Raw genomic sequence first — 13402 nt, 5'->3', positions numbered from 1 at the left:
CGTCCGACCGCCGACGGCGTCCGCGAGCCGCTGAACCGTCGCGCCACCATCGACATCAACTTCTAAGCGCAAGCACAGAAGCCAAGTCGAAAGACCGAATGCAGGGGCCCGCCGGATCACTCCGGCGGGCCCTTCGCTTTGCGGGGTGACGGAATGGGCGGCGGCGGACTAAATGCGGCCGGCGTTTCCGCCCCGCGTACCCGAGGCCTCCGTGCGCCGTCGCTTTCTTCTGGTGAACCTGCCCTACGGCCCCTTCGGTCGGGAACTGGCCGACGCCCTGCGCGCCCGCGGGGCCGAGGTCGGCCACATGGTGTTCAATGCGGGCGACCTGATCGACCGGCGCGGACCGGGCGGAATCGAGTATCGCGGGCGGCCGGAGGAGTGGCCCGCGACGTGGCGAGCGCTGGCGCCCGCCTGGACCGACGTGGTCGTCTACGGCGAGGGCCGATGGCAGGCCCGCGCGGTGCTGGACACCGCCGGCTCACGACCGCGCGTCTGGGTGCTGGAGAACGGTTACTTCCGGCCCGACTGGGTGACGCTGGAACGAGACGCGGTGGCGGCCGACAGTCCGGTCCTGCCGCGCAGCGCGGCCGCCTATGCCGGTCATTCTTCAGAGGCCCCGGAGCCGGAGCCCGTCGGCCCGGTGACACGCCCGCTGGTGACGGCCGTCGCCCGCTACTGGCTGGCCGAGCATTTCCTGCCGATCTTCCCCCGCCATGATCCCGGCTTCGAGGCGCCGCCCTGGCGGCAGGCGGCCGGACACCTGGCGCGCTGGATTCGCCTGCGTGTCTCGCCGCCGGTCGATCCGGCGGGGATCGCGGCGAAAGGCCCTTTCTTCCTCGCCTGCCTGCAGCGCGAGGGGGACACGCAGCTGACGCGGCATTCGGACCTGAAGACGAACGCCGCCTTCATCGACCGCGTCGTCGGCGACTTCGCCGCATCTTCCCCGACGGACGTCCGCCTTGTGATCAAGAACCACCCGCTGGACCCGGCCGTGATCGATCAGGGCCGTTCCGTGCGCAGGGCGGCGGCCCGGCATGCGGTGGCGGACCGCGTGGAGTTCATCGACGGCGGCGCGCTGGCCCCGCTTTGCCGGGCGTCGCGGGGGCTGGTGGTGAACAACTCCAGCTCGGCGCTCGCGGCGCTGGGCTTCGGCACGCCCGTGAAGGTCCTGGGCCGCGCCTTCTTCGACTTCGAAGGCCTGTCCGACCAGAAGGCCCTGTCGGATTTCTGGTCCGCCCCGACCCCCCCCGACCCCGACCTGTTCCTGAGGTTCCGCGCGGCGGTGATCGAACGCACCCAGATCAACGGCAGTTTCGAGGGCCCGCGCCTGCGGGCGTCCACGGCGCGGCGGGTGGCGGAACGCATGATGGCCTGAGGACGGCCTCGCGGGGGTGTGTGGCCTTCACGCCACCCGAAGGGGCTGTCACACGTCCGTCATATCACTGTCGTCAGACCTTCCAAGGGCGATCCTAGAGGAGGCGGGATTTCGGCCCGCGATCCGCGCTGTGCGGACGTCCGCCTCCATCGGGGATACTCCACCATGATGAACCGCAAGCGCGTGTTCTGGGCGACGACCGCCCTCTTCACCGGCCTGTTGGCCGCCGGGGCCGCGTCGGCCCAGTCGTCGGGCACCGAGGCCATCGAGGCCACGGAAGTCGAGGAAGTCGTCGTCACCGGCCGTCGTGGCCCGGTGAACATCGAGGGCGTCATCGTCGCCGAAACGGTCGCCAAGACCCGCTCGACGATCACGCAGGAGTTCATCGCCCGGCAGAACCCCGGCCAGACCGTGGTGCAGTCGCTGAACCTGGTTCCCGGCCTGAACTTCACCAACACGGACCCCTACGGCGCGTCTGGCGGCAACCTGCGTCTGCGCGGCTTCGACGGAAACCGCGTGTCGCTGACCTTCGACGGCCTGCCGCTGAACGACACCGGCAACTATGCCGTCTACACCAACCAGCAGCTGGATCCGGAACTGATCGACAACGCCTCGGTCAACCAGGGCACCACCGACGTCGACAGCCCGACCGCCTCGGCCGTCGGCGGCACGATCAACTACCGCACCGCGCGCCCCTACCAGGAGCCGGGCGTCGAAACGACGGTTTCGGCCGGCGAGTACGACTTCCAGCGCGTGTTCGTGCGCGCCGACACCGGCGCCTTCGGCCCGTGGGGCACGACGGCCTACGTCTCGGCCTCGCACCAGGAATACAGCAAGTTCAAGGGCTACGGCGACCTGCAGCGTCAGCAGTTCAACGGCCGCATCTACCAGGACATGGGCAACGGCAACTTCGCCAGCCTCGGCGCCCACTACAACGAGAACCGCAACGCCTCGTACAACAGCCTGACGACGCTGGCCCAGTTCGACGCGGGCACGTTCGTCGAAAACGACATCGCCTGCGTTCGTCCCTCGGGCGTCAACGGCACGGTCCAGGACGAGAACACCCAGTCGACGCAGCTGCGCTATGACGGCACCGTGGCCTCGGGCAGCTGCACCAACGCCACCGATCTGCGCATCAACCCGTCGAACACCGGCAACGTCCGCGGCCAGTTCAGCTACGGCCTGACCGACAGCCTGCGCTTCACCTTCGACCCGTCGTACCAGTACACCCTGGCCACGGGCGGCACGACCTTCAGCGTGCTGAACGAGCGCGACGACCGGCTGGACCAGAACTCGGCCAACAACAACAGCGCCACGGGCCTGTCGGCCATCACCAACGCCCAGTGCGCGACGGCCGCCTTCCGCACGACCGGCGTCGACCTGAACGGCGACGGCGACAGCTGCGACAACGTCCACGTCTATGCGCCGTCGATCACCAACACGAACCGCTATGGCCTGACCAGCTCGCTGATCTGGGACCTGAACGAGGATCACCGCTTCCGCGTCGCCTACACGCTGGACTACGGCCGTCACCGTCAGACCGGCGAAGGCAGCTTCATGAAGCAGTTCGCCGAGCCCCTGCACATCTGGAGCTCCAGCCCGCGCGGTGGTGACCCGTCGATCGCAGTCCTGGGCCGCGACGGCTCGCTGTACCGCTTCCGCGACCGCCGCTCGATCGCCGAGCTGAACCAGTACGCCGCCGAGTACCGCGGCCAGTTCTTCGACGACGCGCTGACCATCAACATCGGCGTCCGCGCGCCCTTCTTCGAGCGTCAGCTGAACCAGTTCTGCTACTCGCAGAACGGAAGCTCGACGGTGCGCTGCACGACCGAAACGCCCGCCGGCACGTTCGCCAACGGCAACGTCCGCTTCCAGTCGACCGGCACCACCCAGTGGATCGCCCCCTATTCGCAGACGATCGAGTTCGAGGACGTCCTGCCGAACGTGGGCGCCACCTGGCGCTTCGCCGACCAGCACACGGTCTACGCCAGCTACGCCGAAGGCATCTCGGTGCCGCGGACGGACAACCTGTATCAGCCGGTGCGCGCGGCCGACGGCTCGCTGGACTTCTCCAACGTCCAGCCGGAACTGACCAAGTCCTACGACCTGGGCTACCGCTTCCGCAGCGCGAGCATCATCGGCTCGATCGCCCTGTGGTACACCGACTACGACAACCGCATCGTGCAGTCGTTCGACAACAACCTGTTCCTGGAAGACGGCGTCACCCCGAACCCGTTCTTCGGCATCTCGGTCGATCGCAACGTCGGCGCCGTGAAGCAGCAGGGCATGGACGCGCAGGTCGGCTGGGAAGTGTCCGACAGCCTGACCCTGTACGCCTCGGCCTCCTACAACGACAGTGAGATCCAGGAAGATCTGGCGCTGTCGGCCACCACCGCGCTGCCGCTGGCCGGCAAGCGGTTGGTCGAAACCCCGGAATGGACCTACGCCGCCCGCGTCGAGTGGACCCCGATCCAGAACCTGGATCTGGGCCTGCAGGCCAAGTACGTGTCCGAGCGCTTCTCGACCGACGTCAACGACGAAGTGTTCCCGGAATACACGGTCGTCGACATGGACGCCCGCTACGACCTGACGGAAGCGTTCGGCATCAAGAACGCCTTCGTCCAGTTCAACGTCACCAACCTGTTCGACGAGAAGTACCTGGGCAACATCTCGACCGGCAACAACGCCACCACCATCGACGTGGACCCGGGTCCGGGCGTCGTGAACCGCACGGGTCAGGCCCGCACGGGATCGCTGGGCGCCCCGCGCACGGCGGTGTTCAGCATCGGCACGCGCTTCTAAGCGAAGACGCCGGTCAGGAATGAGAAGGGGCGGTCCGGAGACGGGCCGCCCTTGTCTTTTCTGGCCCTACCGCTCGCGACGCGGTCGCTCGCTGCTTGAGGGCGGGTTCCTGGCCCTGCCGCTCGCGACGCGGTCGCTCGCTGCTTGAGGGCGGGTTCCTGACCCTGCCGCTCACGACGCGGTCGCTCGCCGCTTGCGTCCGACGCAGCCGTCCGGGCGTTGAACCCGCGGCGCGTCATGGCCATATGGCGCGGCCGCCCGAAAGGACTCCGCGCCGCCATGACTTTGAACGCCCCGATCCCAGCCGAATGGTCGCCGCACCGGGCCATGTGGGTCGGCTGGCCCAGCCACGCCGAGCTGTGGGAGGACAATCTCGAGCCCGCCCGGACGGAAGTCGAGGCGCTGGTCCGCGCCCTGGCCGGGCCGGGTCGTGAGCAGGTCAGGCTGATGGTCGGCAAGCCCGAAGCCCTCGCAGACGCACGCGCCCGCTTCGCCGGCGTCGACGGCGTGGAGATCGTCGACGGCCGCTTCGGCGACATCTGGCTGCGGGACACCGGGCCCATCTTCGGCGCCGGCTCGACCCGCGCGGCCGCCTTCCGTTTCAACGGCTGGGGCGGCAAGTACGATCTGGAGCACGACGACGCGGTGGCCGGACAGATCGGCGCGGCGTCCGGCACGCCGCTGGACCGGCATCACTTCGTCCTGGAGGGCGGCGCGCTGGACCACGACGGCGACGGCACGATCCTGACCACGCGCCAATGCCTGCTGAATCCCAACCGGAACGCGGGCTGGACCGAGGCGGCGGCCGAGGCGGCGCTGGCCGACGCCCTGGGCGCGCGCAAGGTGCTGTGGCTGGACGACGGGCTGCTGAACGACCACACCGACGGACACGTCGACAATCTGGCCCGCTTCGTCGCGCCGGGCGTCGTGGCCCACCCCGTCGCGTGGGGCAGGGGCGACCCCAACGACGCCGTCTATGCCGAGGTCGCGCGCGCCCTGTCCGCGATGACCGACGCACAGGGGCGTGCGCTGAAGCTGCTGCCGCTGCCGTCGCCCGGCTTCGTGGGCGACGAGGACGGGCGGCCGGTTCCGGCCAGCCACATGAATTTCCTGATCGCCGACGGCGCCGTGATCGTGCCTACCTACGGCGATGAAACCGCCGCGCGGCTGGTCTGCGAAGGCCTGAAGACGATCTACGCCGACCGTGAAGTCATTCCCCTGCCGTCGACCGCCATCCTGTCGGGCGGCGGATCCTTCCACTGCATTTCCCAGCAGGAGCCCGCCTGATGGCCCGGACGATCAGCGTCGCCGCGATCCAGACCGCCTATGGGGACGACCTGCAGGCGAACATCGACAGGACGATCGGCTTCATTCGTGAGGCGGCGGGACGGGGCGCGCAGGTGATCCTGCCGTCCGAGCTGTTCCAGGGGCCGTACTTCTGCGTGTCGCAGGAGGAGAAGTGGTTCGGCACGGCCCATCCGTGGGCGGAGCATCCCTGCGTCACGGCGCTTCAGCCGGTCGCCGCCGAGCTGGGCGTGGCCATTCCCGTATCGATCTTCGAGCGCGAGGGTCCGCACTACTTCAACAGCCTGGTGATGCTGGACGCCGACGGCCGCGCGCTGGGCGTCTATCGCAAGAGTCACATTCCGGACGGCCCCGGCTATCAGGAGAAATACTACTTCCGGCCGGGCGACACGGGCTTCAAGGTCTGGAACACGCGGTTCGGCCGGGTCGGCGTCGGAATCTGCTGGGACCAGTGGTACCCCGAGACGGCGCGGGCGATGATGCTGCAGGGCGCCGAGGTGCTGATGTATCCGACGGCCATCGGGTCGGAGCCGCACGACAAGGAGCTGGACACCGCCGAGCCGTGGCGTCGCGCCATGCAGGGCCATGCGGTGTCGAACGTCGTGCCCGTCGTCGGCGCCAACCGGACGGGACAGGAGCACGCCACAGAGGTCGGGCAGCGCTTCTACGGCTCCAGCTTCATCGCCGACCACCGGGGCGATCTGGTGGAGAGTCTCGGCCGGGACGAAGAGGGCGTGCTGGTGCACGAATTCGACCTCGACTTCCTGGATCGCCACCGCGCGGCCTGGGGCTTCTTCCGCGACCGGCGGACCGACCTTTACGGCGCCCTGGTCAGCCCGCGGCCGGCAGCCGGCTGAGCGTCCGGCGCTCGGCGGCGCAGGCGGGGCTTTCGATCGGGTCCCGGCGCGCTTCCGCCACTTCAGGCATGGCGCGGGTCAGCAGATCCGCGAAGATCGGGTCGGCCGACAGGTCCGCGAAGACCTGGGCGCCCACGGCGCGTCCGCGGGCCGAGGCGTCGGCGTCCGCAAGGCCGCACAGGATCTCCGAGGCGATGAGATCGTCCGTGCGCGCCGCGACGGCGGCCGATCTGTCCGGCGCCAGCCGCGCCATGGCCAGACCGTAGGCGGCGGCCAGCGCCGCGCGCCGCGACGTTCCGCGCTGGCCGCCCTCTTCGGGGCGCAGGCGCGCGCAGACGCCGACGGCCGGCGTCACGTCGAGGGGAACGCGCGCCTCGACCTCACGTGCCACCCGCCCGAACACGGCGGCCAGGGCCGGGCGCGGCGCGGCGGTGAAGCGGGCCCCGACGGCGCAGTCGAAATGCTGGGCGGCGACGCGGGGATGAAGTTCCAGGTGAGCCTGGGCGAACAGCAGCCGGTCGTCGGCGGGAGGGGTCGTCAGCGGACGCTGCGGGGGAGAGGCGCAGGCGGACGCGAAGCCCGCGACGCCCAGGATCAGCCGCCGGCGGTCCACGTCAGCTGAACCGAAGTTTCAGGCCCGGCCTCGCCGGCCACGGGCGAGGCGATCACCTGCACGCCGGCGCCGGACGCGTCCTGCGCCGCGGCGGCATAACCGCGGGCCTCGCCCAGGGTCATCGTCGAAACCGTCGCCAGACCGGCGGCCTCGGCGTGGCCGCGATGGAACTCGACGACGGCGTCGGGAGAGAGCGCGGTCTCGTAGGTGACCATGCCGCCCGGCCCGTCCGGGCCGTCGGCCACCGTCGCCGGAGCTTCGGCGCGCCCGTCCTGCGGCAGCACGGCGTAAGCGGGAGCCTTCGCCGCGGCCGGCACGCCGGCGGCCGGGCGCGCGGCCTTGGAGGCTGGCGCTTCCGATGCTGCGGGGGCCGCGGCGGTCTCGGCGGCGGCGTCGTCGGCCGACTCGGAACAGGCCGTCAGCGCAAGGCCGGCGGCCAGGGCAAGGCACACACCCTTCATACTCAAGGTCACTTCCTCGTTCGCCGTGAAGCGTCACGTTGGCCCAGACTCGCGGCGCCAGCAAGGCGCCGCCGCGTCGGGCGTCGGGCGTCGGGCGTCAGCCGGTGGCGGCGTCGGCGCCGCGTGGGCCCTCCGCCGGGTCGCCCGCGGGACCGGTGAACTCCGTCCCCGTGTTCTTGACGGGGTCGGGATCCGCGCGCTTCGGCTGGGCGTCCGGCGTGCCCTTGCCCTGCTCGGTCAGGCTGCGGTTGACCGCGTCCTGGTCCGGATCGACGTCGGAGCCCGACGCAGAGCCGCCCCGCAGCGAGCCGGCGCGGGTGTCGGACCCGACGTCGGTGCCGGTGAGGGCGTTCTGCAGGTGGTCCGGCTCACGACCCAGATCGGGCTTCTCGCCCATCTGGTCGGCTTCCTGGCCTTCGAGGTTCTGATCGTCGGACATGGCGGGTCTCCTTCGGTCGCTTAAGCGAAGCGCGCGAAGGAGGGTTCCCCCAAGCAAAAGGGCCGGGATTTCTCCCGGCCCTCCTGCAGCGTCACGCCTTTTCGAACAGCTTCTGCCACCGCCGCGGCTGGCGCTTCTTCCAGCCGCCGCGGTGCCAGGCGTCGGAGCCGATCAAGGGCACCACGGTGGTCGCCTCGGCGAACACCATCTGCTCATAGGTGGTCGACACCTTGCCCCACGACGCGGCTTCCTTGAGCGTGGAGGACGAGCAGGCGCCGTCCCGCACGTCCGCCACCGTGATCTGGACGGCATACTTGTGCATGTCGGCCTCGACGCCGAGGATTTCGGCGCAGACGACGGTGTCCTGGGCGAAGTTCTTGGGCACGCCGCCGCCCACCATGAACAGGCCGGTGGTGCCCGCCGCGATCTTGATGTCGGTCAGTTCGCGGAAGTCGGCGATGGCGTCCAGCATCATGTAGGGCTGGCCGGCGGCCGCCCGCTCCTTCTGATGCTTGACCAGGCCGAAGCCGGCCGAGGAGTCGACGAAGGCCGGGCAGAAGATCGGCACGCCCATCTCATAGGCGGTCTGGATCAGGCTGCCTTCCTTCTTCGCGTTGCCTTCCGACAGCCACTTGCCCATCTCCCAGATGAACTCGCGGCTGGAATAGCCGCGCGGCTCCAGCCGGTTGGCGATCTCCAGGATGGTGTGGTCGCAGGCTTGGAGTTCTTCCTCGTCGATGTAGGTGTCGTAGATCCGGTCGATGTAGTTGTCGCGCAGGACGTTGTCGTCGACCGGGCCGGCGGCCTGGTAGTGCTTGAAGCCCAGGGCCTCGAAGAAATCCATGTCGACGATCGAGGCGCCGGTGGCCACCACGGCGTCGATCATGCCGAACTTCACCATGTCGCGGTACACGTGCATGCAGCCGCCGGCCGAGGTGGAGCCCGCCAGGATCAGCCACGGCGAGCAGCCCTCATCCTCAAGCGCCATGTTGAAGATGTCGGCGGCGCGGGCGGTGTCGCGCGACGAGAACGACATCTTGCGCATGCTGTCGATGATCGGGCGGGCGTCGAAGGACGTCATGTCGACGTGCTCGACCATGTTCTGCAGCAGCTCGGCCTTCTGATTGGTCTGAACGGGAGCGTTCATCGGTTTGGTTTCCCTTACTGGTGAGCGCCCGTCGTCAAGGAAAACAGCGGCCCGGACGGAGCGACGGGCCGCTGCTGGTTACAACGCGGATGCGACGATTCAGCGCCGCGATTTCTTCCGCTGGCCCGCCTTGCCCTTGGGACGCGACAGGCGGACGACCTTGCGGGCCTGCTCTTCCGCCGTGGTGCGCACGGTCGGGATGGAGCGGGGCGCCAGTCCGTAGAGCGAGGCCATCGGGGCGTCCTCGACCGCGGCGATCTCATGCTCGCCATAGCCGTTGAAACCGGTCGTCATGGCGACGCCGTAGGCGCCGAGCATGCCGATCTCGATGAAGTCGCCTTCCTGCACGTCGGCCGGCAGCCAGAACGGGCCCGGCATGTGGTCGATCGAGTCGCAGGTCGGGCCGTAGAAGCGGAACGGCTTCAGGTCCGACGCGGAGTCCCCGTCCCGGACCAGCTTGGTCGGGAAGGGCCAGCGCGAGTGCGTGGCGTCGAACAGCGAGCCGTAGCTGCCGTCGTTCAGATACAGGGCGTCGCCCTTTCGCAGGTCGACGCGGCACAGCACCGACGACGACTCCGCCACCAGGGCGCGGCCCGGCTCGCACCACAGCTCGGTGGTCTCCGACACGGGCATCTCGTCGAAGCCGCGATGGATGGCGTCGGCGTACTCGCCCATGTCCGGCGGGACCATGCCCGGATAGACGGAGGGGAAGCCGCCGCCGACGTCGACGATGTCCACGAACACGCCCGCGCGGGTGATGGCGCGGCCGACCTGGGCCATGGCGGCCTCATAGGCTGACGGACGCATGCACTGCGAGCCGACGTGGAAGCTGACGCCCATCAGGCCGTCCCTCACCGCCTGGCGCGTGGCCAGCAGCAAGTGCGGGGCCTGGTCCGGCGAGACGCCGAACTTGCCCGACAGCGAGTACTGGGCGCCGTCGGCCGAGACCGCCATGCGGACGATCAGGTTCAGGTCGGAGGCCTGTCCCGTGGCGTCGAGAATCTTGGCCAGCTCCTCATGGCAGTCCAGCGAGAAGGTGCGGACGCCGTGGTCGAAGTAGGCGCGGGAGATGGCGCCACGGCTCTTCACCGGGTGCATGAAGGCGATGCGCGCGGAGGGCAGCACCGAGCGCACCAGCTCGATCTCGGCGATCGAGGCGGCGTCGAAGCCGGTCACGCCCGCCTCGACGAGGGTTTCGATGACCCAGCGCGAGGGGTTCGCCTTCACCGCGTAGAAGACGTCGGCCTTCAGATTGTCCTGGAACCAGCGCGCCGCTACGGAGACGGAGCGCGGTCGCACAAGGGCGACGGGACGCTCCGGAGACCGCTCGCGGACCAGGTCCAGGGGAAGCTGGTACGTGCGCAATTCACGTAACCCCCTGCTAGTTGTTGAACCCAGACCCGGCGTTAGCGGCGCAGATTGGACCTACGGGGTCCGCCGGAAGCGGGCGATATGGGGTCATCGCCCTGTCATGTAAAGCGGTTTTTTCGCGGCGAAGGCGAGGTGACGGGACCGTAACTTGTGCCCGTTCCGTCGCGACGTAAGGTGACCGCAGGGACCGCCGGAGGGTGGGGGGAAACATGCGTCTGATCACACTGGCGTCCACCGCGACCGCGATGGCCCTCGCCATGGCCGCCGCGACGCCCGCCGCGGCCCAGTCGCAGGAGCCGGCGTCGGCCGCGGAACTGGCCCGCGGCGTGGCGCTGGACTACGACACCTTCACGCTCGACAACGGTCTGCGGGTCGTCGTGCACACCGACCGCAAGGCGCCGGTCGTGGCCCTGCATGCCTGGTACAACGTCGGCTCGAAGGACGAGCCCGAAGGCCAGACCGGCTTCGCCCACCTGTTCGAACACATCGGCCTGTTCAATCCGACCGAGAACGTGCCGGGCGGCCTGATGGAGCCCCTGCGCGCCATGGGGGCCACGGACTGGAACGGCACGACGTGGTTCGACCGCACGAACTTCTTCCAGACCGTGCCGACCGCGGCGCTGGAGCAGGCGCTCTACATGGAGAGCGACCGGATGGGGCACCTGCTGGGCGCCTTGACGCAGGAGCGGCTGGATAACCAGCGCGGCGTCGTCCAGAACGAGAAGCGTCAGGGCGACAACCAGCCGTACGGCCTGGTGTTCTACGCCATGCTGGACGCCCTGTTTCCCGAGGGACATCCCTATCGCCATTCGACCATCGGCTCGATGGCCGATCTGGACGCCGCCTCCCTGCAGGACCTGCGCGACTGGCACCGCGACAACTACGGCCCGAACAACGCCGTGCTGGTGCTGGCCGGCGACATCGACGTGGCGACCGCGCGCCCGCTGGTCGAGCGCTACTTCGGTCACATTCCGCGCGGACCGCAGAACGAACCCGCCCAAGCGGCGGTGCCGACCATCGCCGCACGGGTCGACCTGACGCTGAAGGACCGCGTCTCGAACACACGGCTCTATCGCGCCTGGGTGGTGCCGGGCATGATGGACGCGTCGGCCGCCGATCTGGACGTCGCCGGCACGGTGCTGGGCGGTCTGGCGAGTTCGCGGCTGGACAACGAACTGGTGCGTGGCGACCAGAGCGCGGTGTCGGTCAGCGCCGGCGTCCAGTCGTTCCAGCGCATCGGCCTGTTCCAGGTCACCGTCGACGTGAAGCCCGGGCAGGACGTCGACGCGGTGTCGCGGCGTCTGGACGCCATCATCGCCGACTTCATCGCCGAGGGGCCGACCGCGGACGAGGTGGCGCGGGTGGTCACCGGCGAGCTGTCGCAGCGGATGCAGGCGCTGGAGCCGACCGGCGGCTTCGGCGGCAAGGCGGTGGTTCTGGCCGAGGGCATGCTCTACGCCGACGACCCCGGCTTCTACCGCACCCAGATGGCCCAGTACGCCGAGGTGACCCCGGCCTCCGTCCGCGCGTCCATGGCGCGTTGGCTGACCCGGCCCGTGGTCGCCGTGCGCGTCGATCCGGGCGAGCGCGAACCCTATGTCGAGGCGGCGTCCACGCGTCCGGCCCCCGCCGCCGTCGAACCCCTGGCGATCACGCCGCGCGGCCCGATGCCGGCGGTCGGGGAAACGAAGGGACTGGACTTCCCCGACGTCGAGCGGACCCGACTGTCGAACGGCGTCGAGGTCGTCTACGCCCGCTCGACCGCGGCGCCGATCACGCGCGTCGCGCTGGAGTTCGACGCCGGTCACGCCGCCGATCCCGCGGACGGTCTGGGCGTGCAGGCGCTGATGCTGCAGCTGCTGACGGAAGGCACGACCACGCGCGATTCCGTGCAGCTGGCCGAGGCTCAGGAGCGCCTGGGCGCTCAGATCGGCGCATTCGCCAGCATGGACCGGACCGCCGTCACGCTGACGACGCCCAGCGCCAACCTGTCGCCGGCGCTCGGCCTGATGGCCGACGTCACGATGAATCCCGCCTTCGCTCCGGCCGAGATCGAGCGTCTGCGGGCCCAGCAGCTCGCCGGCATCGCCGCCGAGATGACGCAGCCGAACGGCATCGGGATGCGTGCCCTTCCGGTCGCCCTCTACGGAGAAGGCCACCCCTACGGCCGCGCCTTCAGCGGTACGGGCGATCCGGATGCCGTCGCCGCCGTCGACCGCGACGATCTGGTGGCGTTCCATCAGACATGGATCCGGCCGGACAACGCCCGGCTGTTCGTGGTGTCGGACCGGCCGCTGGCGGAACTGACGCCGGCGCTCGAAGCCAGCTTCGGCGGGTGGGCGGCGCCGGCCATGTCCCGCGGCGTGAAGACGTTCGACGTCGCCCTGCCGGCCGTGGAGCCGCGCATCATCCTGATCGACCGGCCGCAGTCCCCGCAGTCGGTGATCCTGGGCGGCGCGGTCCTGCCGGTCACGGGACGCGACGATCTGGTCGCCCTGAACGCCGCCAACGAAGTGCTGGGCAACGGCTTCCTGTCGCGGATCAACCAGGACATCCGCGAGACGCGCGGCTGGTCCTATGGCCTGAACGGCCGGGTCAACCCTCTGGAGCACCAGACGCCCTACATCATCACGGCGCCGGTGCAGGCGGACCGAACGGGCGAATCCGTGGCCGTGCTGATCCAGCACTACGCCGACTTCGTCACGACGAAGGGCGTCACGCCGGCGGAGCTGAGCCGCACCGTCAACGGCAACATGCGCCAGCTTCCGGGCGGATTCGAAACGTCGTCCGCGGTGCTTGGCGCGCTGCGCAGCAACGCCCTGTACGGACGTCCGGACGACTGGTGGGAACGGCTGGGGCCGCGCTATGCGGGCATGACGGTCGAGAGCCTGGACCAGGCCGCGCGCGGCACGATCGACGGTTCGCGGTTCGTGTGGGTGATCGTCGGCGACGCCGACGTCGTCCTGCCGCAGCTGCAGTCGCTGGGGCTGCCGGTCGAGGTGCGGCGGGCGCCGACGCAATAACGTCGC

The 13402-nt window shown here is 69.7% G+C and carries 10 protein-coding genes; 5 read left to right on the top strand and 5 right to left on the bottom strand.

The window, feature by feature from the left end:
• Positions 1 to 211: 211 nt before the first annotated feature.
• The 4 genes from VGR32_RS03280 to aguB all read left to right on the top strand — a co-directional run bounded on the left by VGR32_RS03280 (position 212) and on the right by aguB (position 6342).
• On the top strand, positions 212 to 1378 hold the full coding sequence (locus tag VGR32_RS03280; RefSeq protein ID WP_327447997.1) for a capsular biosynthesis protein: 1167 nt from the start codon (positions 212 to 214) through the stop codon (positions 1376 to 1378).
• A gap of 165 nt (positions 1379 to 1543) precedes the next feature.
• Positions 1544 to 4180 carry a TonB-dependent receptor gene (locus VGR32_RS03275; RefSeq protein WP_327447995.1) on the top strand — a complete coding sequence of 879 codons (2637 nt, stop codon included), beginning with the start codon at positions 1544 to 1546 and terminating at the stop codon, positions 4178 to 4180.
• A 279-nt stretch (positions 4181 to 4459) separates the two neighbouring features.
• Complete coding sequence (locus VGR32_RS03270; protein WP_327447993.1) at positions 4460 to 5467, top strand: agmatine deiminase family protein; 1008 nt, start codon at positions 4460 to 4462, stop codon at positions 5465 to 5467.
• The gene (aguB, locus tag VGR32_RS03265; protein WP_327447991.1) at positions 5467 to 6342 is read left to right on the top strand and encodes an N-carbamoylputrescine amidase; all 876 of its coding nucleotides are present in this window, start codon (positions 5467 to 5469) and stop codon (positions 6340 to 6342) included. Before VGR32_RS03270 ends, aguB begins: the two co-directional genes overlap by 1 nt.
• On the opposite strand, the gene VGR32_RS03260 is transcribed toward aguB, so the two are convergent.
• The 5 genes from VGR32_RS03260 to VGR32_RS03240 form a co-directional block, all read right to left on the bottom strand.
• A complete protein-coding gene (locus VGR32_RS03260) occupies positions 6317 to 6955 on the bottom strand; it encodes a hypothetical protein (protein WP_327447989.1) in 639 nt (212 codons plus the stop codon). The two genes, aguB and VGR32_RS03260, sit on opposite strands and share 26 nt — an antisense overlap.
• A complete protein-coding gene (locus tag VGR32_RS03255; protein WP_327447987.1) occupies positions 6937 to 7422 on the bottom strand; it encodes a hypothetical protein in 486 nt (161 codons plus the stop codon). The genes VGR32_RS03260 and VGR32_RS03255 overlap by 19 nt, the downstream gene beginning before the upstream one ends.
• Before the next feature lie 91 nt (positions 7423 to 7513).
• Positions 7514 to 7855: a ribonuclease gene (locus tag VGR32_RS03250; protein WP_327447985.1), complete on the bottom strand. Its 342-nt coding sequence runs from the start codon at positions 7853 to 7855 to the stop codon at positions 7514 to 7516.
• A 91-nt stretch (positions 7856 to 7946) separates the two neighbouring features.
• Positions 7947 to 9002, bottom strand: coding sequence for a 1,9-bis(guanidino)-5-aza-nonane synthase (locus VGR32_RS03245; RefSeq protein ID WP_327447983.1), 1056 nt, complete (start codon positions 9000 to 9002; stop codon positions 7947 to 7949).
• 99 nt (positions 9003 to 9101) lie between these two features.
• A complete protein-coding gene (locus tag VGR32_RS03240) occupies positions 9102 to 10367 on the bottom strand; it encodes a type III PLP-dependent enzyme (protein WP_327447981.1) in 1266 nt (421 codons plus the stop codon).
• Between the two features lie 215 nt (positions 10368 to 10582).
• On the opposite strand from VGR32_RS03240, the gene VGR32_RS03235 reads away from it, so the two are divergent.
• Positions 10583 to 13396 carry a pitrilysin family protein gene (locus VGR32_RS03235; RefSeq protein WP_327447979.1) on the top strand — a complete coding sequence of 938 codons (2814 nt, stop codon included), beginning with the start codon at positions 10583 to 10585 and terminating at the stop codon, positions 13394 to 13396.
• The last annotated feature ends 6 nt before the right edge of the window (positions 13397 to 13402 follow it).

The sequence above is a fragment of the Brevundimonas sp. genome (assembly GCF_035935935.1).
Lineage (GTDB): Bacteria > Pseudomonadota > Alphaproteobacteria > Caulobacterales > Caulobacteraceae > Brevundimonas.
This window is presented reverse-complemented; position numbering and strand designations above follow the sequence as displayed.